Origin of the sequence: Methanovulcanius yangii, assembly GCF_018687785.1 — an archaeon.
Lineage (GTDB): Archaea > Halobacteriota > Methanomicrobia > Methanomicrobiales > Methanomicrobiaceae > Methanovulcanius > Methanovulcanius yangii.
Window position 1 is genome coordinate 917,720 of sequence record NZ_LTBL01000001.1, and the last position, 20,451, is coordinate 938,170.

23 protein-coding genes and 1 tRNA gene are annotated in these 20,451 nt (G+C 56.4%); 8 read left to right on the top strand and 16 right to left on the bottom strand.

The features are described 5' to 3' along the window. Nucleotides 1-99: 99 nt before the first annotated feature. The 5 genes from AZH53_RS04520 (at nucleotide 100) to AZH53_RS04540 (ending at nucleotide 4,268) form a co-directional block, all read left to right on the top strand. Nucleotides 100-687, top strand: a complete 588-nt coding sequence (locus tag AZH53_RS04520) for a flavin reductase family protein (protein WP_319642344.1) — start codon at nucleotides 100-102, stop codon at nucleotides 685-687. A gap of 148 nt (nucleotides 688-835) precedes the next feature. Continuing rightward, the gene (locus tag AZH53_RS04525) at nucleotides 836-2,014 is read left to right on the top strand and encodes an argininosuccinate synthase (RefSeq protein ID WP_319642345.1); all 1,179 of its coding nucleotides are present in this window, start codon (nucleotides 836-838) and stop codon (nucleotides 2,012-2,014) included. A 154-nt stretch (nucleotides 2,015-2,168) separates the two neighbouring features. Continuing rightward, nucleotides 2,169-3,662 (top strand): methanogenesis marker 14 protein, encoded by a 1,494-nt coding sequence (locus tag AZH53_RS04530; protein WP_319642346.1) that lies wholly within the window; start codon nucleotides 2,169-2,171, stop codon nucleotides 3,660-3,662. 9 nt (nucleotides 3,663-3,671) lie between these two features. Then, a complete protein-coding gene (locus AZH53_RS04535) occupies nucleotides 3,672-3,932 on the top strand; it encodes a hypothetical protein (RefSeq protein ID WP_319642347.1) in 261 nt (86 codons plus the stop codon). Between the two features lie 54 nt (nucleotides 3,933-3,986). Further along, complete coding sequence (locus tag AZH53_RS04540; RefSeq protein ID WP_319642348.1) at nucleotides 3,987-4,268, top strand: hypothetical protein; 282 nt, start codon at nucleotides 3,987-3,989, stop codon at nucleotides 4,266-4,268. Between the two features lie 33 nt (nucleotides 4,269-4,301). Here AZH53_RS04540 and argF read toward each other — a convergent pair whose 3' ends face one another. The 4 genes from argF to AZH53_RS04560 are packed head-to-tail and all read right to left on the bottom strand — an operon-like array spanning nucleotide 4,302 to nucleotide 7,531. Continuing rightward, nucleotides 4,302-5,216, bottom strand: a complete 915-nt coding sequence (gene argF / locus AZH53_RS04545) for an ornithine carbamoyltransferase (protein ID WP_319642349.1) — start codon at nucleotides 5,214-5,216, stop codon at nucleotides 4,302-4,304. After that, nucleotides 5,213-6,505, bottom strand: a complete 1,293-nt coding sequence (gene purD, locus AZH53_RS04550; RefSeq protein WP_319642350.1) for a phosphoribosylamine--glycine ligase — start codon at nucleotides 6,503-6,505, stop codon at nucleotides 5,213-5,215. The genes argF and purD overlap by 4 nt, the downstream gene beginning before the upstream one ends. Before the next feature lie 31 nt (nucleotides 6,506-6,536). Continuing rightward, nucleotides 6,537-7,046 carry an orotate phosphoribosyltransferase gene (gene pyrE / locus AZH53_RS04555; RefSeq protein WP_319642351.1) on the bottom strand — a complete coding sequence of 170 codons (510 nt, stop codon included), beginning with the start codon at nucleotides 7,044-7,046 and terminating at the stop codon, nucleotides 6,537-6,539. Beyond that, nucleotides 7,040-7,531 carry a CDP-2,3-bis-(O-geranylgeranyl)-sn-glycerol synthase gene (locus AZH53_RS04560; protein ID WP_319642352.1) on the bottom strand — a complete coding sequence of 164 codons (492 nt, stop codon included), beginning with the start codon at nucleotides 7,529-7,531 and terminating at the stop codon, nucleotides 7,040-7,042. Before AZH53_RS04560 ends, pyrE begins: the two co-directional genes overlap by 7 nt. A 205-nt stretch (nucleotides 7,532-7,736) precedes the next feature. Between AZH53_RS04560 and tes the strand changes: the two genes are divergently transcribed. Both tes and AZH53_RS04570 read left to right on the top strand, forming a co-directional pair. After that, nucleotides 7,737-9,236 carry a tetraether lipid synthase Tes gene (gene tes, locus AZH53_RS04565; protein ID WP_319642353.1) on the top strand — a complete coding sequence of 500 codons (1,500 nt, stop codon included), beginning with the start codon at nucleotides 7,737-7,739 and terminating at the stop codon, nucleotides 9,234-9,236. Nucleotides 9,237-9,351: 115 nt separating this feature from the next. Further along, nucleotides 9,352-10,149 carry an ATP-grasp domain-containing protein gene (locus AZH53_RS04570; protein ID WP_319642354.1) on the top strand — a complete coding sequence of 266 codons (798 nt, stop codon included), beginning with the start codon at nucleotides 9,352-9,354 and terminating at the stop codon, nucleotides 10,147-10,149. Nucleotides 10,150-10,167: 18 nt separating this feature from the next. Here AZH53_RS04570 and AZH53_RS04575 read toward each other — a convergent pair whose 3' ends face one another. From AZH53_RS04575 to AZH53_RS04625, 11 genes are all read right to left on the bottom strand, one after another. Next, entirely contained in the window at nucleotides 10,168-10,452 is a 285-nt protein-coding gene (locus AZH53_RS04575; RefSeq protein ID WP_319642355.1) for a UPF0058 family protein, read from the bottom strand. Nucleotides 10,453-10,660: 208 nt separating this feature from the next. After that, nucleotides 10,661-11,866: a DNA primase DnaG gene (dnaG, locus tag AZH53_RS04580; RefSeq protein ID WP_319642356.1), complete on the bottom strand. Its 1,206-nt coding sequence runs from the start codon at nucleotides 11,864-11,866 to the stop codon at nucleotides 10,661-10,663. A gap of 188 nt (nucleotides 11,867-12,054) precedes the next feature. Further along, the gene (locus AZH53_RS04585; protein WP_319642357.1) at nucleotides 12,055-12,423 is read right to left on the bottom strand and encodes a DUF167 domain-containing protein; all 369 of its coding nucleotides are present in this window, start codon (nucleotides 12,421-12,423) and stop codon (nucleotides 12,055-12,057) included. Nucleotides 12,424-12,551: 128 nt separating this feature from the next. Then, complete coding sequence (pyrC, locus tag AZH53_RS04590; RefSeq protein WP_319642358.1) at nucleotides 12,552-13,826, bottom strand: dihydroorotase; 1,275 nt, start codon at nucleotides 13,824-13,826, stop codon at nucleotides 12,552-12,554. A 47-nt stretch (nucleotides 13,827-13,873) separates the two neighbouring features. Continuing rightward, on the bottom strand, nucleotides 13,874-14,788 hold the full coding sequence (locus AZH53_RS04595; protein ID WP_319642359.1) for a DUF2156 domain-containing protein: 915 nt from the start codon (nucleotides 14,786-14,788) through the stop codon (nucleotides 13,874-13,876). After that, nucleotides 14,772-15,215: a GNAT family N-acetyltransferase gene (locus tag AZH53_RS04600; RefSeq protein ID WP_319642360.1), complete on the bottom strand. Its 444-nt coding sequence runs from the start codon at nucleotides 15,213-15,215 to the stop codon at nucleotides 14,772-14,774. Before AZH53_RS04600 ends, AZH53_RS04595 begins: the two co-directional genes overlap by 17 nt. Before the next feature lie 79 nt (nucleotides 15,216-15,294). Then, the gene (gene hypE, locus AZH53_RS04605) at nucleotides 15,295-16,293 is read right to left on the bottom strand and encodes a hydrogenase expression/formation protein HypE (protein WP_319642361.1); all 999 of its coding nucleotides are present in this window, start codon (nucleotides 16,291-16,293) and stop codon (nucleotides 15,295-15,297) included. Then, nucleotides 16,290-16,631 carry a hydrogenase maturation nickel metallochaperone HypA/HybF gene (locus AZH53_RS04610; protein WP_319642362.1) on the bottom strand — a complete coding sequence of 114 codons (342 nt, stop codon included), beginning with the start codon at nucleotides 16,629-16,631 and terminating at the stop codon, nucleotides 16,290-16,292. The genes hypE and AZH53_RS04610 overlap by 4 nt, the downstream gene beginning before the upstream one ends. Next, the gene (locus AZH53_RS04615; RefSeq protein ID WP_319642363.1) at nucleotides 16,631-16,855 is read right to left on the bottom strand and encodes a HypC/HybG/HupF family hydrogenase formation chaperone; all 225 of its coding nucleotides are present in this window, start codon (nucleotides 16,853-16,855) and stop codon (nucleotides 16,631-16,633) included. Before AZH53_RS04615 ends, AZH53_RS04610 begins: the two co-directional genes overlap by 1 nt. A gap of 55 nt (nucleotides 16,856-16,910) precedes the next feature. Continuing rightward, a tRNA-Ser gene (locus AZH53_RS04620) sits at nucleotides 16,911-16,995 on the bottom strand. Between the two features lie 39 nt (nucleotides 16,996-17,034). After that, on the bottom strand, nucleotides 17,035-18,156 hold the full coding sequence (locus AZH53_RS04625) for a hypothetical protein (protein WP_319642364.1): 1,122 nt from the start codon (nucleotides 18,154-18,156) through the stop codon (nucleotides 17,035-17,037). A gap of 27 nt (nucleotides 18,157-18,183) precedes the next feature. Between AZH53_RS04625 and AZH53_RS04630 the strand changes: the two genes are divergently transcribed. Beyond that, the gene (locus tag AZH53_RS04630) at nucleotides 18,184-19,170 is read left to right on the top strand and encodes an archaeosine biosynthesis radical SAM protein RaSEA (RefSeq protein WP_319642365.1); all 987 of its coding nucleotides are present in this window, start codon (nucleotides 18,184-18,186) and stop codon (nucleotides 19,168-19,170) included. Between the two features lie 32 nt (nucleotides 19,171-19,202). Here the strand turns inward: AZH53_RS04630 and AZH53_RS04635 are convergent, their stop codons facing one another. Further along, nucleotides 19,203-20,438 carry an ornithine cyclodeaminase gene (locus AZH53_RS04635; protein ID WP_319642366.1) on the bottom strand — a complete coding sequence of 412 codons (1,236 nt, stop codon included), beginning with the start codon at nucleotides 20,436-20,438 and terminating at the stop codon, nucleotides 19,203-19,205. Nucleotides 20,439-20,451 lie beyond the last annotated feature (13 nt).

A 20,451-nucleotide genomic window follows, 5' to 3' on the forward strand; every position in this document is an offset into this window, starting at 1 on the left:
CCCAGGAATCAATCGGTGGTATCGCTGCCCGGTTCCCCCGTGCGGCACCGCATCCCCGTGACCCAAAAAAAGAATAGGTCTCTGTCGCTATGCTAGAGCATGAAAAAAATCATAGGTACATCACCCGTTCTCTCCCCTCTGCCACTCCTTGTAATCGGCACATATGATGAGGATGAACGGGCCGATATGATGACGGCCGCCTGGGGAGGGGTCTGCTCTTCATCTCCACCCAGCGTGGCCTTCTCCGTGCGGGAATCGCGCTATACCTACGAGAACCTGCTCCAGACGGAGGAGTTTACGATCAACATCCCCTCCGCTGCGTATGTGGACGAGGTGGACTATTTCGGCATCGCCTCGGGCCGCAAGACGGACAAACCAAAGGTTTGTGGCCTGACCGTGGAACCGGCACCCGACGTGCATGCCCCGATGATTGCGGAGTTCCCGCTCGTCGTCGAGTGCAGAATGGTCAAGACCGTCCCCCTCGGATCCCATCTCCAGGTCATCGGTGAGATCGTACAGATCCTTGCTGAGGAGGATGTCCTCGACGAGAACGACAACCCGCTTCCAGAGCGGGTGGACCCGATACTCTACGACCCGCGGGGAAGGACCTACCACAGAGTCGGGGAGGAGATTGGCCAGGCGTTCAATGCCGGCAAAAAATTCCAGACCACCGTCTACCAGATATAATCCCTTCTCTTTTTTTCCGGGTGAATACGCTCCCGCCCGACGGGAATCGGTTACACCGGGCGATCACCAAAATGAACAGGCGTATCTATTTATTGCATTTCCCCACCCCATATATAGCATCACACTCATCACATCTGAGGAGAGCAACATGGGAAAAGGGAAAGTCGTACTTGCCTTCTCCGGAGGACTGGATACATCCATCTGCGTCCCCCTGCTGAAGGAACACTATGGTTTTGATGAAGTCGTTACGGTGGCTGTGGACGTAGGTCAGCCTGCCACCGATATCGAGGAAGCGACCAGGAAGGGAGAACTGATCGGGGATACCCACTACACCATCGATATCCGGGAACGGTTTGTCGAGGAGCAGCTCTTCCCCTCTATCAAGGCAAATGGGTCCTACGAGGGCTACCCGATGGGGACGGCCCTTGCCCGCCCGCTGATTGCAGAAGAGATCGTCGCAATCGCACGAAAGGAAGGCGCAAATGCAGTAGCCCACGGGTGCACCGGAAAGGGCAACGACCAATTGCGCTTCGATTTCATCTTCCGCAAGGCCGGGCTCGAGATCGTCGCCCCGATGCGCGAGATGAACCTGACCCGTGAGTGGGAGATGGAATACGCAGCCGAGCATGGCATTCCCGTGCCCGTCGTCAAGGAGAAGCCGTACAGCATCGATGAAAACTGCTGGAGCCGTTCCATCGAGGGCGGCCGCCTGGAAGACCCCGCGTTCCACCCTCCGGGCGACATTTATGCCTGGACCGTCTCTCCCGCAGAGGCACCCGACACCCCCGAGGAGATCACCATCGGGTTTGCCGGGGGCGTGCCGGTCTCGCTGAACGGTGCAGAGCTTTCGGGCTACGAACTGATCCGCACGCTCAACGAGATCGCCGGACGAAACGGCGTCGGCAGAAACGACATGATAGAAGACCGCATCCTCGGTCTCAAGGCACGAGAGATCTATGAACACCCCGCAGCAACGGTCCTCCTTGCAGCGCATGCCGACCTTGAACGGCTGGTCCTGACACGCCAGGAACTCCATTTCAAGAAGATCGTCGACGACAAGTGGTCCGAACTGGGGTATATGGGGCTCGTCGACGAACCGCTCTTCTGGGCGCTCTCGGCATTCATCGACAAAACCCAGGAGCGGGTCACCGGGTTCGTGGATGTGATTCTCTACAAGGGCAGTGTCACCGTCGCCGGCAGGCGCTCGGATGAGGCGCTCTACTCCGATGACCTCGTCTCCTTCGAGAGCACGACCATCGACCAGAACGATGCGGTCGGGTTCTCCGCCTACTATGGATTCCAGGCCCGCCTGTATCACAAAAAATAATTCCTTTTTTTTCCGTCTGAAGGGCGGTTCCGGTATTGTTCCTCGTGCTTCCGCTTCTGCCGGAATGAAAAGAAAAATGCCCGAATCTCTCCTGTCACAGGGGAAGGGGTCCAAAAAGAAAAGCTATAACTTGCACTGATGAATATCGACTATTATGTGTGCATTTTTTGACAGGTTCAAAAAACCGTCACCAAATATCGTGGAAAGTCCTCCGCCACCGACGGTCGGCCAGGGTGCAGGACTCCAGAAACCCGAATACCGGTCAGTCCCCTATTTCATTGTTGCTTCCGTCGAGATGGGAAATACAACAACAAAATGCATCCTTACCGGCACGAACCTCGAGACCGGCCGGTCGTATGTGATTAACAAGTCCGTCAGCATGAGCCGTGACGTGAGGCTTCCGAAAGAGGGCGAGGAGGTCTTCGGGGCAACCCTCGTCGGGACACCCATCACCAAGGAGTCAGTCTCCGAACTTGTACGGGACACCCTCATCAAATGCCACAAGGACGCAGGCCTCTCCATCCAGGATGATCTGGACTTCGTCGTGCGGTCCACGGGTGTGGTGGCTGCAATGGACTCTCCCGACCAGATCGGTGATTTTGTCAAGGCACTGGCTAACGGCTGTCTCATGGCGGGCGTTCCCCCGAAAAAGATGACGCCTCCCATGTCCAAGGAAAACCTTCCCCCAAAACTCCAGAAATTCAGCTTCGCCGACAAGGTGACCTTCTGCGGAACGGTGGCGGGCGTCACCCCGCCGATCGGCTCCTCCGGCGTCGAGATGGTTGCAAACGAGATGGAAGGCGAACTTGCGATGGCGGGCATAAAGGAAGGAGCGAAGTGGACCACAGTGGATTTCAGGAACCCCTGTCTCTCCATTGATTTCGGAACAACCCTCGACGGGCGGATCACCTCAGACGTCGACCCGAAGGCGGAGTATCCGTTCGCACGGACCGTCGGTAACTTCTGCGGACTGGCAGGCGCCATCCCCGATGCAATTGTCCGGGGTACGGGCCTCGTCCAGGAAGGGAAAGGCACCGCTCTCGACCTCTTCGGCGAGCGGAGCATCGTCGGAGGGCTCTCGAGGAAGAAGACCGGCCGGGTGAAGGAGTTCGAAGACCAGATCCATGAGATCGTCGATATTCGTATCGTCCCCTCGGACCGCCGGCACTTCGGAAGGGTGCCGGTGATGGCCGACATTGCAGTGGAGTCCGGCATCGCGATGATCGGCTGCGACGCCGGGGTCAACTTCGATGCTGAGCGCGATCTGAACGAAATCGGACATGATATCTATAAGAATCACGGAAAAGATGTACTTACACAGGTGATCGACCACGTCTGCGCCCGGATGGCCCTTCGTCTTATCGATGTTGCCGCCGGCGAGGGACTGGTCCCGGCCAACGCATCAATTGGATTTACCGGCCGTGCGGCAATCTCCGGGCGAAAACCCGAGATTATCCTGGAAGGCGTACGTGAGAGGGGTCTGTTCGACAATCCGGACGACCATATCCTCTTCGTCGATGACGGCCTCGCCCGCGGGGCTGCCCTGATGGGCAGATGCATGCTCTCCCTCGGAAAGCCGAAAGAACCCATCGGCGGCGTTCGGGGCGGACCGTGCATCATGGCAAGAAGAATCAAGATAGGCAAATGAAGGATACCCATGACAGACAATACAGAGGAAAAATTTGACCTCCTGGTCCCCCCGGGAGTGCCACGCAAAATCATCTACGAGATAAACGAGAAGTTCGATGTAGAGATCGTCCACCGGCCGCAGAGAATGTATTTTGCCAACATGGAAGGAGATGCACGCGAACTCCTCGCATTCCGGGGAGACCTTGAAACCGTACAAAAAGTGGAAGAGTATTTATTCAGCCGTCTCGAGGATTTTATCGCCGATACCGGGGCGGAAGAGGAATCTTAACCTTTTCGCATCAATCCAACAGATTGATAACTCTTTTTGCAGAAGTATTCACCAATGGTGTGGATACGGTCAACGGAGGACAATTATGTCAATGTTGATAACATAATTTCCCTGACGTTTGACAACAAGTGCAATTCATTCGTTGCGGTCGTCGGGCACCGGGATGTCCGTCTCCAGCATAAGATATACCACTACAAGCCACTGGGAAGCCTCCTTCAGGGAACACAGCCCCCGACAGAAAACGAGATCCTCGAAGAGATCATCGCTGCAATCGAGACGGCACGGCGGGCAAACGCCCCGGACATCCTCGATTTCAATAAAATTCTGGATTATTAGGAAAAAAAGGATTCTTTTGTGAGAATATCCCGCTTATCGTTCGAGCAGCAGTGACAGGAGTGCCTTCTGGGCGTGCAGCCGGTTCTCTGCCTGATCAAAGACGACGCTCTTTTCGCCGTCGATGACGGCGGGAGATATCTCCTCGCCCCGGTGAGCCGGAAGGCAGTGCATGACAATCGCCCGGCCGGCCGCCAGAGCAAGAAGCTCCTCATCCACACAGTAGCCCGCAAACGCCCTGAGCCGCTCTTCCTTCTCCGCCTCGTCACCCATCGATATCCACGTATCGGTATAGACGACATCGGCGCCCGTCACCGCCTCAGCAGGCGTTGCGCAGATGGTATAGGTGGCTCCGATGGCATCTGCCTTCGCGAGGACGGACGCATCAGGAGCATAGACCCCGCCGGGCGTTGCGACACGGATGTGGTAGCCGGCGAGAGCCGATGCGAGGATCAGGGAGTTGCAGACATTGTTGCCATCGCCGACCCATGCGATCTCGAGCCCCTCAAGAACCCCGAACTTCTCCCGCATCGTCATGACGTCCGCGAGAATCTGGCAGGGATGCTCGAGGTCGGAGAGGCCGTTGATGACGGGTATCGTTGCATGCTCTGCAAGCTCCATAACGGTTGCATGGCTCTTCGAGCGAATCATGACCGCGGAGAGATACCGTGAGAGGACCTTTGCGGTATCCTCTACAATCTCCCCCCTCCCGAGCTGCATGTCGTTCGGGTTTAAGAAGAGGGCATGCCCTCCCAGTTCGAACATGCCGACCTCAAAAGAGATTCTTGTTCGGGTCGACGCCTTCTCGAAGATCATGCCGAGTGTGTAGCGTTTTTCGAGGGAGTGGTCTTCGCCCCGTGCCCTCTGGTCCTTGAGGAGAAGGGCAAGGTCGATCACCTGCACAAATTCGTCCGCCGTCAGATCCAAAATAGAGATGACATCCTTCTTCATCGGATCTCCCTCATGTGCTGCATGCGGCGCTCGAGCACCTTCCGGGTGCCGATGTCGGTGCGGTGCCTGACTGCACCGGTGACAGATGCGGCTGCCCGTTCGGCCTTCTCCTCGGCCTCTTCAAGGGTGTCGCCAAGACCAACGAAGGCAAGGGTCCGCGAGGTCTGCGTATAGAGGGCACCATTCTCCTCCGTGACATTTGCATAGTAGAGGACCGCATCCCCGTAGTTGCCGACGTCGATCCTCTCTCCTTTCTGCGGATTCCCGGGATAACCTTCGGGAACGAGATATTTGCAGACAGACGCCTTGTGCAGGAAGGAGACATCCTCCGCTGCAAGCGTGCCCTCCGCAATCTTCCTGACGATCACACCGAAGTCCGACGAGAGGAGGGTGAGAAGATTCATGGCCTCGGGATCTCCGAAGCGTGCATTGAATTCGATGACCATGGGGCCGTTCGCGGTGACCATGAACTGACCGTATAAAAAGCCCTTATAGACGAGCCCCTCCGTCCGCATGGCAGCAAGCACCCCTTCCATGATAGCAACCGCCTCTGCGTAATCATCCTCCGTCACAAAGGGCAGCATGTGATCCGGCATGGAGTATGATCCCATCCCGCCGGTATTGGGCCCTTCATCGCCCTCATACGCGCGTTTGTGATCCTGGACGAGGGGCATGGGCACCACATGTTCGCCGTCGACGAAGGTCATCAGTGTAAACTCCTCACCGATGAGGCGTTCCTCAAGGACCACCTCGCCGCCGATCTCACGGATGTACTCCTTTGCGCCTTCGACATCCACGTGCTCACCCATGATCTTAACACCTTTGCCGCCGGTCAGGCCGATCGGCTTGATGGCAAACTCCCGTCCGGACTCTTCGAGATAGGCACAGGCGGCATCGACATCATGGAACGCGGCAAATGCCGGACATCCGGGGATATCATGCTTCTTCATCAGGTTCCGGCAGAACTCTTTGTCGGTCTCGATACGGGCCGCCCCCCTGGCAGGACCGACACAGGCGATACCCTCGGATGCAAGGGCATCCGCAAGACCCGCCTCAAGGGGGGCTTCGGGCCCGACGACCGCATAACGAACGCCACATTCCCTTGCGAAAGCGACGACCGATGGGATATCGGTCTCACTGCAGAGAAAAATATCTTCAGAGAGTGCAGCTATGCCCGGATTTTTCCGGGACATCACAGAACAGATTGTAACACCACTGCTGCGGGAGAGTGCCTCAGTGAGAGCGTGCTCTCTGCCCCCTCCACCCACAACAAGAATCTTCATATCCATATTTACTTCCCTGACTGCTAAAAGATTGTTATCAGTCAAGTATCTCTGATATTCTGACAAGGGGTATCAGGGGGACGCCCACATCCTTCAGGGCAGCCTTCGCACCCTGTTCGCGGTCCACCACCGTGACCACGCCGACGACGGTAGCTCCCGCCTTCCGGAGCGTCTCTATCCCATAGAGGACGCTTCCACCGGATGTGGTCACGTCCTCGACCAGAAGTACCTTCTTCCCGGAGACATCGCCGATGATCATCTCCGAAAGGCCGTACCCCTTCCCGGCCTTGCGTATCACCGCATAGGGTTTCCCCGAGGAGAGGGCGGTCGCAACCGCGATCGGCACCGCGCCGACCGCGACGCCTGCCACCACCTCAAATACGGCCGCGTCTGCGATGGCAGCACCGATTGCCCCGAGGAGACCCGGGTCGGTCGCTGCCGTCTTAATATCCACATAGTAGGTGCTTTTCGCACCAGAGGCGAGCGTAAAGTCGCCGAACCGGATGGCTCCTGACTCAATGAGAAGCTCCTGTATGCTGGTTACCATGGTACATCCTTGACTCCGATCAGATATCCGATAATATTTACGCCCCGATGAAGTAAAGGCGTAAGGATGAGTATCCACAGAGCGATGAGTGGAGTGATCGTCGCAAAGACCCAGTCCGCATCGAAGATGAGGAGAAGAACGAATGCTCCGGCGACGAGATCATACTGATCGGCGATGGGCCACTTCTCACCACGTTTCTTGTTCAGGCGCCGTTTGAAAAAACTCTTTCCAAGGTCACCGAGAAGGGCACCCGCCGCAAGGAGGATCACCGCAAGAGGGGTCAGGTACTGCCACCCGAAAACGGATTCAAGACCTATCTGGACAAATCCACATACAATGCCTGCGGCCGTACCACCGATAAGGCCCCGCCATGTCTTCCCATCCCCAAAGATCCGCCGGCCGTCACTCCAGAATCTCCCACCGTCGATCGGGCGTCCGCCCCCGAAGACCGCCGCCGATGAGTTGGGAAGATATGCCGGAATCATTATCCAGAATGCAATAGCAAGGGAAGAGAGAAGCTCGGTAAACTGAATGGACTAAACCCCCAAGTACAGACTATTAGGAGTAGAGGAAAAGATTAAGGTATCGAATTATGGAGATAATTAGGAAATTGTTCCAAGAATAGATTTTATTACAATGATGAGATAATGGTGAGATAATTACGTTATCCTTTCCAGTATGTGGTGACCTATGATACTAAAGCAAACAAATGGCCTGTGCCCGGTCTGCGGCAGAGTCCTTCCTGCCGATATAATAGAAGATAATGGGCAGATCTATATCAATCGTACATGTCCTGAACATGGGGCGTTCAGCCATCTCTACTGGTCCGATGCGGAGATGTACAATAAATTCGATCTCTTCGAAAGTATCGGGCACGGGATCGAGAACCCTCAGTTCGAAGCAGCTGACGGATGTCCGCACGACTGCGGACTGTGCAGCAATCACAAATCCGGAACACTCCTTGCAAATATCGATCTAACCAACCGTTGCAATCTCGCATGCGATTTCTGTTTCGCAAACGCCCGTGCCTGCGGATATGTCTATGAGCCGTCCTTTGATGAGATCGTCGGCATGCTCCAGCTCCTCCGGGACCAGAAACCGGTTCCGGCCCCGGCCGTCCAGTTTTCCGGCGGAGAACCAACAATGCGGGAGGATCTCTTCGACATCATCCGCAAAGCCAGATCGATGGGATTTTCCCAGATCCAGATTGCAACGAACGGTATCAAACTGGCACAGGATCCCGAGTATGCACGGGAGATGGAAGCTGCAGGAATCACTACCGTCTACCTCCACTTTGACGGGGTCACCCGGGAGACGAACCATCTCATTAAGATCAGCAGAAAGGCTCTGGAGAACTGCCGCAAGGTAAAGCTCGGCATTGTCCTCGTCCCTACCGTTATTAACGGGCGCAATGACCATGAAGTGGGAGATATCATCCGGTTTGCCGTGGAGAATGTCGATGTGGTCCGCGGGGTGAATTTCCAGCCGGTGGCCTTTACCGGTGCGGCGGACGATGAAAATCTCGAACGTGAACGGGTCACCATCCCTGATCTTATGGCACGCATCGAAGACCAGACCGATGGCATCCTGAAGAAGGAATATTTCTATCCGGTCCCATGTGTCATCCCGTTCTCTGACCTGGTCGAGACCTACACCGGCGAACCGCAGGTACGATTCACCACTCACCAACACTGCGGTGCGGCAACCTATGGATTCGTGACCGATGAGGGACTCATCCCCATCAATGAGATGGTTGACGTGGATGGATTCTTCCATGCCATCAACCAGATGAAGGACAAACTGAACCAGGACAACGGCTCGATCAACAAATACGTGACACTCATGGAAGGGATAAATGAGATGCGCACGTCCCTGAAGAACGACAGGATGAGCAGCACCACACTCTTCTGGAAGATCATCGCCCAGACCCTGGTGAAGCATGACTTCACCGCCCTTCGGGACTTCCACTGGAATGCACTCTTCATCGGGACCATGCACTTCATGGACAACTTCAACTACGACACCGCACGCGTCCAGCGCTGTTGCATCCACTACGCAACCCCGGACGGGAAACTCATCCCGTTCTGCACCTACAATTCAGGCCCTGTCTACCGGGAGAAGGTCTGGAAGGACTACTCACAACCCATTGTCCAGAAAGACCCGATCGTCGATCCCGACACCATAGAATAATATCCACATCTTTTTTCCAGGGTAGTATCGGTTGATAGATATTCACCCCGGTGCAACACTTTGGAGAGGATGATCCCTTCTGCAGGACAGGGATTCCGATGCAAGGTGTGCAGTAATGATACGGATTGTCAGAAAACCAACGGATACACCGGGAGACGATTCGACCGGGATGGTTATCGCCGCACTTGAAGAGAGAAATGCAGATTTTGGTGAGCTCGACCTGAATACCGTCGACCCGTTCTCCCACGAGATCGCCGGGGATATCATCTGGGTCTGCGGCATCCGGCAGGATCTCGTCCAGTTCGAGGTGATAAGCGCCCTTGCTCTCACAAACCGGGTCGTCAACAATCCCTCCGCCATCGCAGCATGCGCGAGCAAGGCCCAGACAACGGCCCGCATGATGCAGATGAAGGTCCCCACGCCCGACACCATTTTTACCGCCTCCCTCGACGATGCGGCGGCATTTCTGGGGAAGCACGGGACGGCGGTCTATAAGCCTCTCTACGGGTATGACGGGAACGGGATCTTCCCGTTCACCGATGTGAGCGAACTCGGCGAAGCCCCGTACTATCTCCAGCAATATATTCACAACGACCGCGATTACCGGGTTTTTGTCATCGACGGAACCGCAGTTGGTGCGATTATGCGGACTTCGGACTCATTCGCCCATAATATCCACCAGGGCGGTTGCGGCATCGCCCTTGAGACCATACCGGAAGGGATGGCAAAGATCGCATCAGCGGCCGCACGCGCCATGGACATTGACTACTGCGGTGTCGACCTTCTCGACCACAACGGGTCATACACCGTACTCGAGGTCAACGGAACCCCCAACTGGCACTGCATGACCGCACCCATCCCGGAGCTTCTGGCAGACTACCTGATCCGGGAAAATGAGAAAATGAATCGATAAAAAATGATGCTATAATAATCAGGATAAATAATCAATTTCTTTCTGCGTCTTCCGGGCAAGCTCATCCATCCTCGCGGAGATACGCTTGGATGCAGACGGCTCGGATTCAGCCATAATCTCTGCGATGTCCCTGCCGAGCACAAAGATGGCGTGTTTGTGCTCCATCTTGCTCTTATGCACCTGGCTGGGATCAATCTTCAGGGCATAGTAATCGGAAAAATCGTACTCCGGATTTGCTGCCTCAAAACTGTCCTTGATCTCCGCCATGATCTTGTGAAGCTTTATCAGTTCTTCTTTATGCACTCCAACCACTCCGCGACTTCACCATTTCGCTGCAGTACTATTGTTCATGAGTGATTGTTAAGCTATTGGAGAGGGTATCGGGAAAAGAAGAGGGTGATATGAACATTTCTCCCTGGAGCACCCTGATTCCCGAAGGCGGGGTGCCACCACCGACGGAAGAGAGAGCCTGCCGCTCCGTATGGGGGGGAAGGCATATTGGTTCCAGCGGTCAGCCGAATTTTAACAGGCTGATGGAGACCGGTTTTTTGACGATGTTCGTGAACTCCGGGGCGGCGATGAAGGCGATGTTTTCGGCGACTGCCTGATCGAGGAACTTCTGGTCCACGGGCCGGTCGATGACAATCCCGCGGATATCGCCGCCTGTCGCCTTCATGGCATCCTCGGCCAGCGCTGCGTCGGTTTCATCGATCTGCACGCACTCGGCATCGAGGAACCGCACGATCCGCTGTCCACGGACCTGTGCCATATGCCAGCCAATCGAACCGGGTTTCTCCTCGCGTGGGGCCGAACCCGCCCGTTCGACGGCGGTCTGCCGTGCCGCCTGTTCGGACTCGCTCAGGCGCTGGTGATAGACCTCCTCATTGATGGCCCCCTTCGCATCAAGGATAAACTCGATGGGCACCTTGTTGCGCAGCGGTTTTACGATCTCCTTTCGGGACATATCCTCCACGGAGAGCCCGCGGGGAGCGATGGCGACATAGTCGACATCGGTAATCTGCACGAGTTCCTGGAGAATGAGATCCCCCCCGCGGTCCCCGTCGAAGAACGCAGTCGTCGTCTTTCTCTTGCAGAGATCGACGATCGTCGGTGGGATGTGGGTGCCTTCCACCGCAATCGCGTTTTTGATGCCGTACCGAAGGAGGTTGATCACATCCGCCCTGCCCTCGACGACGAGGATCGCATCCGAATCCATCACATTCGGCCCTGCAGGGAGCCGCTCTTCGCCGATTTCCACGACTTTTTCGATGCGCGAGCATTCCCGCACCGCATCGAGGATGTCCGCTGTGTCGATCGTTCCTTCATCGAAGGACTCGATGAGGAGTTCCTTGGCCCGCTCCAGGATGTTCTGCCGTTTGGTGACCCTGATATCCTCGATACGTTCGGCAACGAAGAAGGCGGTACACGGCCCGACACGTTCGATCGTCTCAAGAGATGCGGCAAGGATGGCTGTTTCCGCCTTGTCGAGGGACGATGCGATGTGAATGTCGCCCTTGGTAAGGCCCTTTCGCGCTTCGATGCGGACATCAATCCGACCTATCCTCCCGGACCTCTGCAGATCCCGCAGGTCCAGTTCATCGCCCAGAAGACCTTCCGTCTGGCCGAATATGGCGCCGATCACATCAGACTTCTCCACCACCCCCTCTATATCGATTTTTATGTGAATGAGATACTTCGTGGTATCCTGTAAGTGCATGTAATAATCCTCCAGATAGGAACATTGGTGCCATGGCATGGAAAACTCGTACGAATCCGTACATAGGCAAGGAATACTTGAACTCTTAATACTTAAACGAATGGAAATACCGGATACAAAACGGAACCATGGTTCACGGAACACGGGTGACCATGTCTGTCGACGAAATCCGACCGCACGGACCGGTTTCAGAGACGCCCGGCCAGAAACGCTGCCATCCCCTCGGAAGTGCAGCCATTAATGCGTACGCGCTTTATCGTCGAGGTAGCACCGGACATAATTACGATATCGCTTTTTTTACAGCCTGTCTCTGATGCAATGAGTGCTATGATTGCCTTGTTTGCCCGTCCCTCGATGGCGGGCGCTTTTATCTGGATCTGAACGGCATTTCGCCATTCATTAAATCCCGAAGGAAATCGCTCTTTCTTGCTTCCCGCCGAGACATCAATGGTCAGGATGACCGCGTCTCCATCGGCGGTTATTGCATCGTCAATAGTGGCCATAAGTAAGAGAAGGTTATGTTGCCCGGCATTAACAGCACAGATCATTCGTGGCATGTGCCGTCCGTCACCTGCTTAACCCATTGCCGGGCGGCCTGTCGCGCAATTGGGTTGTCCCATGGATCACTTCCAGGCTCTGCCAATCGATCACCCGGGGACCTATAAAAGCGCTATATCGGCATTATTTATTCGTCCTGCGGACACTTATATCCTTGTCCCCTGACCCACTCGCCCGCACCGAAGGTGAATTCGCCCCCGTCATATACCATACGACCGTTACAGACGACGACCTCCGGAAAGACCCCGCTCATCCCTTCGTACGGCGTCCACCCCGCCCGGCTGTGCAGGCATTCGGCGGTGATGGGGATGGATTCCTTCGGATAAATGGCAATATCGGCCGCTGCCCCCGACACAAGCCCCGGCGCAGGGATGCGGAGGATCTCCGCAGGGCGGCTCACCACCTTCTCCAGCACGGAAGCGAGGGCCACCCTTCCATCGTAGACCGCGGCGAGCAGAAGGGGAACCATCGTCTCCACCCCCGGGAGCCCTGCGGGCGCTGCCTCGAACGGGCCGGACTTCTCCTCCACGGAGTGGGGGGCATGGTCCGATGCGATGACGGGTATCCGGTCCCAGAGAGCCCAGAGCTCCTTTCGTTCCTTCTCCGTGCGAATCGGGGGGTTCACCTTTCCGTGGGCATCCTCCCCGGCAAACATCTCCTGCGATAGAAAGAGATGGTGTGGCATCACCTCAAAGGAGGTGCAGGCCGCCCGGAACGATGCCGCCGATGAGAGGTGGCAGAAGTGCGACCGCTGTCCGGGAGAAAAGAGATCGCAGATGGACGAGACCGCTGCGGCCTCACCGCTTCCCGGACGGAGGTCGCTGTGCGTGGCAAGAGTGACGTCCCGTCCCTCTCTGACCTCCTCGCAATGGATGGTGACGAGGGCGTCCAGACGATGGAGTTCCTTGAAACAGCGTTTCAAATCTCCGCTTCCAATCGCCTCACCGTAGCTCGATGCGGCGGCGAAAGTCTCCCCGAAGGCAAGTGCCCCCTCTTCGCGGAGGCCCGCGAGATCGGCATGGGGAGTGACGGCACCGTTGATGCCAAACCGGCAGAACGACCCCTCCCGCGCCTCGGCAACACGGTTCCGAAACGTCTCCCGGGTATCGAGGGGGGGGAGGGTATTGGGCTGGTCGACCACCATGGTGACGCCTCCCGCAACAGCGCTTATCGTCCCGGTCGACCATGTCTCCTTATAAGCCTGCCGGGAACCCCCCCGCATATGAACATGCATGTCGATGGCGCCGGGGAGGCAGAGGTTTCCGCGTGCATCGATCGTCTGTTCGGCGCCCGTTCCTCCGGCCCCGACATGCACCACGCGCCCCTCGCAAATCGTAATGTCGACGATGCGACCTCCGGGGATGAGGGCGTTTCTAATGATCAGATCGGGAGATGCCGGCATACCACAACCTTGCGGCTGAAAGATGGAAAAGATTCCGGTAGCTCCGGTCAGAGGGCGGGCGGAATGTCTGTTCGGGCGACGGACCAGACCTCTGCGAAGTGGTGGGGATAATAGCGGAGTTTTGCCTCCCGGAGACCGGCGATCCCGACGTCCGACTCCCGGTTGATGAAGGTGTTTTTGTACTTGTCACGGAGATACCGTGCCGTCTCCATATTGATGACCTTATAGTTACCCTCACAGTCGGGAAGTCCTTTCTCGAAATGAATGAGCGCCACATCGTCGTTGAGCCGGTCAAATATGGAGAGGGCGGAGATGCCGTCATCGACGATCACGAGAATCCCTTCCAGCCCAAGTTCGGCAAAGTTATCGATGCAGAAGAAAATCGCATTCTTCTCATGGGCGAGGACCTCACTCTCCTCGCAGTGCTTCCATTCGCACCACTTCTCCAGAAACCCGCGGACCTTGTCAATATTCCCCGGGCCGATCATCTCGATGTGGTAGTCACAGTTACGATTGAATTTATTGATGTGCCGCCGGATACGGACATACCGTTTCCCCGGCAGGTCGGCAAGATCATCGGTCAGGTAGACATAATCGAAGAAATCCCGATCAGCCCGAAGAGTGATGTCAGGATAGAGGTGTGCAAACCAGTCCCTGCTGGCACGGTCGAAGATATAGAATGGGCGCTCTCCCCCCGTATCGCGTGCCAGGCGGAGGACGGCCGCGAGAAGATCCGGGTTACGGGGGCCGACCGGCGCATGAAAGAGCCGCTCACCCTCTATCTCTGCGGCGATGACGAGGTTGCCCTCGATAAAAGCATGGGAGTAATCCGAATAACTCTTCCATGCAAGAAGGGTGGTAATATTATTTTCACTATGTAACTGGGGAAATTGCTGAAAATGGGCTTTAATCCGGTCCCTGACATCGAGGGTGACCGGTTGAAAATCACTGAGGCTGAGCATGGTTTTTCTCCGTATCGTATTTCATCGGGATGTACTCCTCCATCCTCGAAAATCCAAGAGGGAGGTAAAAGGCCTCGGTCCCGGGTTCCCCGATGAGAGCAATCCACCCGATATCCGCTGCGAGGCATATATCGATGAGAACGCGTATGATTCCCTTGCCGATCCCTTGGCCGCGGCAGGCGGGGGCGACGACGACATCCTGGATATAGGCATCCGATATCCCGTCGGAGAGCACCCTCCCCATGCCAATCGCAGACCCTTCACGGTCTGTAGCAACGACAAAGGCGTAACTTCCGGCAATAATGGAAGGTATTAGTGCGGTATCAGCACCTTCGTCCCACCATCCGGCCACACGGTAAAGAGAGAGGATTTCCCCGGTATCCCATGACGAAACACGCCTGTAGGAAATTTCCGGAAGAAGAGTCATTATTTTTTCACCAGCGGGAATACCCATAACATTGGGAACAGGTGAATAAAAATTTTTGTGATAATAAAGGTTTGCTGTGTCAGCAGACCCGAGGGACAGGGTCACCGACCGGCGCTTCGATGAACCGTTCGCCCCCGATTGCCGTCTCCATGATGACGGACCTGCCTTCCACAACATAGCCGACGATCGTCGCATCCTTGCCGTATTTTGTTGTTTTGATGGCCGCAAGCACCGCCTCCGCATCCTCCTTCGGGACACCCATCACAACCTTGCCCTCGTTTGCCACATCGAGGGGATTGATGCCAAGCAGTTCGGAGGCGCTTCTCACGTTCCGCCGGATGGGGAGGGCTTCTTCCTCGATTCTGACCTGAACGGAGGACTTCTCCGCCATCTCGTTGATGGCGTTGGAAAACCCTCCCCTCGTGGGGTCCTTCATCGCATGGATGGTGCCTGCGCCCATCGCCGCCTCCACGAGAGGCCAGACGGGGGCAACATCGGAGAGTATCTGGTCGCCGAGATCGAACCCTTCCCGGAACGTCATGATTGCAAGGCCATGGTCACCCAGCGTGCCGCTTACGATGATCGCATCGCCCGGCTGAAGCCCGCTGTCGCGGACCGGGCGTTCGGTGACGCCGATGCCTGCGGTATTGATGGCTATGCCATCGAGCGACCCGTGCTCGAGAACCTTCGTGTCGCCGGTGACAAGGGCAGCACCGCTCTCGCCGAGGGCCGCATCCATCGATGCGACGATACGCTCCAGGACGGGGATGTCGAATCCTTCTTCGATGAGCATCCCACAGGAGAGTGCGACGGGGCGGGCTCCCATCATCGCAAGATCATTGACGGTTCCGCAGACCGCAATGCGCCCGATATCTCCGCCGGGGAAGAAAAGGGGCTTTACCACATGGGAATCCGTGGTAAAGACAATCTGTTCGTCCCCTATGGGGATAACCGCACCATCATCAAGGGATTCAAGGCCGATGCCCCCCGCATTATTGTTCGTATATCGCGTCAGCGTTGCCCCAAGAAGTTCGGAAAAGACGGCGCCCCCTGCACCGTGCATCATATTGACTTTCATTCATCCTCGACTTCGATCTCAATATTGGTCACAAGAATCTCGCGGCCCTCGACGATCTCGGGCATGTTCCCGCACTGCGGGCAGACATACTTTTCAGAACCGGAATATCCGCACCGGCACTCGGACCGGACGGGAACCGTCGTCGTTTTGAGTTTTGCGCCCTTGAAGAGGCCGTCCTCTTCGCAGAGGGCTTCAAAAAGAAATTCTACCTGCTCGGGATTGATCATGCTGATCTCCCCCACATCCACATGAACGACCTTGACGAGTGTTGCCCCGTTGTCGGCCGCAGCACGCTTTGCCGTCGCATAGATGTCGTATGCAACAGTATACTCGTGCATTATTCCTCCATCGCCGCGTAGACTTCAGCGAAGATCTTTCTGGTTTCGAGTGCCTCCTCACGCGAGAGTTTCTGGATGGCAAACCCTACGTGGACGAGAACAAATTCTCCCACCTCAACATCGACGAGATCGAGCCTGACCTCCTGTCGGAGATCCCCGTAATCGACCACACCGATATTGCCGTCTTTGATTTCAAGCACTTCTGCCGGTACTGCGATGCACATGTTCTGTGGTCCCTCCCTGCCGCTTGTGATGAAGTGCAGGGAAAATTGAATTTGACGCCGGGAAGGAGATTTGAACTCCTGAGGTGCCGAGCACCAGTGGCTTTCAAGGCCACCGCCTTCCCAGACTAGACTATCCCGGCTCGTTACGTACTTTGCTGTTTCTGGTTAAAAAAGTGGTGTTATTTCCTATAGAGCAGATATCCGAGGATGATAAGGGCGGCAAGGGGAACGCATACCGGCACCGGAGTTTCCTCTGCCGCGCCACCGGGAACCGGGTCGTTGAACTGCGCCGCCACGCCGGTTGACGCAGTGATCGCATCGGCATTCGTCGCGGTGACGGTAATGACGCCATCATCCCCTTCGGCCACGGGGTGCGCCTTCAGGTAAACCATGCCCCCGTCCGTTGCAATGGTGAAGGTCTCGGCAGCGACGCTGCCCGCCTCATCCACCTTGACAATCGCACCGTCCTCCTTCAGGTAATAGAGACGCCAGTCGATGCCCGTCGAGGTCGTGACTGTCAGCGTGCCGGGTTTCGTGTCAATCTCGAAATAGGCGGGGACGTCCCTCGATGCCTGGGCGCTTGCAGAGACCTTCGTTCCGGCGGAGGGAGGGGCCGTCGGCTGCGCCGTCGTTGCAATCGGCGTAGGGGTCACTACAGCTTCAAGGACAAAGGTGACCTGGGTGATGTAGCGTTCCTCGTTGTTTTTGAAGTCCGAAAACTGGACGTAATACCGCCCGGCGCTCTCGACGGGAACCGTCTCAGCGAAGTACCCGTTCTCATCGGTCCGGATATACAGGGGCCCGTACACGGCATCGCCGTTCGGAGTATATGCAGTGATCTGCAGGCCGGGAGGAGCCTCCTCGGTCGTCACCCTGCCGGCGACATCGATGTACCCGCGGTATTCCTGGGTGGTTGGAGAAGAGATCACAATTTCACCAGACCGGTCGATCACCTTGAAGAGGACGGTTGTATCCGAGGAGGAACTGTAGGGATAGTTCTCGACATTCTCATATATCTCAAACTTATAGGTTCCCGCCTCGAGCCCTGCAGTCGGGATCTCCGCATTCCAGACGCCGCCCTGCTGGATGACGATCGTTACCTGCCCGAGCTGGCGTGCCAGCGGTTGAACCTCGTAGAGGGTGAGCCAGGTACTGTATCCCGGAGGGAGCGTACTGGTCCCGTCCAGCTCGATGACCTGTCCGCGGTAGACCTCCTGGGGACAGTCACATTTTATCTCATAGGCCGCGGCCGATCCGATGCAGAGCAGAAGCAGCACCGTCACACACACGATCCTTTTCATATTCCGACGTTCAATCATACTACACTAATGATCTCTGACTCTACACAAAAACCTCTCGCATCCTGGCCGGGGACCGAGCGCTATGACGGCGAGGTGATCCCCTGTCTGACCGTCATCTTCCATACGACGGGGTGCACATGGAACCGGTGCCGGATGTGCGGATATAAGTTTGAGCGGACCAGGATTACGGATCGCAGGGAGAGGATCCATGCACTCCAGGCACAGCTTAACTGGATTGTAGCACATCACCCCCCCGAATCATTCAGGATGGTCAAAATATTTACGTCAGGATCATTCTTCGACGAAGACGAGGTGCCGCACGAGGCACGGGAGGCGATTGCAGAGGCTTTCAAGGGAAAAATCGTCATCGCCGAGAGCAGGACGGAGCATGTCCGGCCGGAACCCGTCACCGCGTTCCGGGAGGGGATTGACGACGGATCCGGCACCTCGGCACTCTTTGTGGCAATGGGACTGGAGACCACGAATGACTTCATCCGCGAGAAGTGCATCGACAAGGGACATACCTTCGCCGATTTCATTGGTGCAGCGGGGATCGCACGTCAGGCCGGAGCAGGAGTCAAGACCTACCTGATGCTCAAACCGCTCTTCCTTACCGAGCGAGAGGCGGTTGACGACATGAAGCGCTCGATCGTCGAGGCGGCACCCTACTCCGATTTGATCTCCATGAACCTCTGCACAATCCAACGGAGAACGGAGGTGGAGCGGTACTGGAAGCAGGGTGCATACCGCCCCCCTTATCTCTGGAGTGCGGTCGACATTCTCCTCTCGGCCGACTATTTCGTGCAGTCGGACCCGGTGGGGGGAGGCAAGATTCGCGGTCCGCACAACTGCGGCTCCTGCGACAGGGAGTTTGTCCGGGGGATCACGGAATACTCCCTTTCCGGTGACCGGGAGATACTGGAAGCCCTGATGGATACTTCATGCACCTGTAAAAATGAGTGGGAATATGTGCTTGCCCATGAAGAGCCCTGGTGCATGCCCCTGACCCGTTAAAAAAACGGAAGGGGGAGAGAGGACGCCCCCTCTCACACTTCAAATTCGCGGAGATTATAGAGCTGTTTTGCAAGGAGCGGGAGGAATGCACCGGCATCGCTCACCACGCCGATGGCCTGCATTGTCCCGCGATCCATGAGTTTGGTCACCGAGGCGGGATTGATGTCCACGCATATGGTCTTCACGTAGGACGGGAGACAGTTGCCGACGGCGACAGAATGCAGGAGGGTGCCGATCATGATGACCATGTCGAGGTCCCGGAGGTGCTCCCGCATCATATCCTGCGCCTCGACCGCATCGGTGATCACATCGGGGAGCGGGCCGTCATCACGGATGGAACCGGCGAGAACATACGGGACGCCCTTCCTGACGCACTCGTACATGATGCCCTTCTGGATGATTCCCTGTTCTACGGCATCCTTAATCGAACCTGCACGAATGACCTCTGATATCGCATATATGTGATTTTTGTGTCCTCCCCGTGCGAGTGTTCCGGTATCGAGGTTCATCCCGAGCGATGTCCCGAAGAGGTTGTACTCGATGTCATGGGTCGCAAGGGCATTGCCCGCGAAGAGGGCGTCAACGTATCCCTCCCGGATGATCTCTGCAAGGGCAGGCGCGGCACGGGTGTGAATGATGGCAGGCCCGCCGACAATGCCAATCTTTCCGCCACGCTTCTTGAGTTCATGCATCTCGAGGGCAATCTTTGCGATGACCGTTTCGCTCGGCCGCTCGGAGGAGACCGTCCCATGCATGAACTCAAAGGTGCTGACCTTGCGGGGGCGCTCTGGAGGGATGACGCGAACACCGTTTTCCCCGAGGACGACCGAATTGCCTTTTTTCAGCTTCGACATAGGGGTGCAGAGTGCCCGGGTCTCCTCCCGATCGACGACGATCAGGCAGTCCATCTCGATGTTCTCCACTTCAAGCCAGTCACCGTCGTATTTGATCATCGTCGGGTGGTTGGTCGTCGAATAGAATCCCTTCGGTACGACCCGGTCAGCTTCCGCCTCGGCGAGCCGGACATCCTCCATCTCCGTCAGGCGTGCCCCGAGGCGGTGCAGCACGCTGAGGATCTGTTCAAGGAGCTCCTCTTCGGGAGCGCTGATGATCAGCCGGGCGTAACTTGTATCCTGTTTCTTCTTTCCGACGTCAAAGGTCGTAATCTCGAAGTTTCCCCCCATCTCCATGACGGCATCAAAGACGCTGGTCATGATGCCTGAATCGATGATATGGCCTTCGAGCTCTATCTCCCGCGCATATTCCATTGTACAAATAATA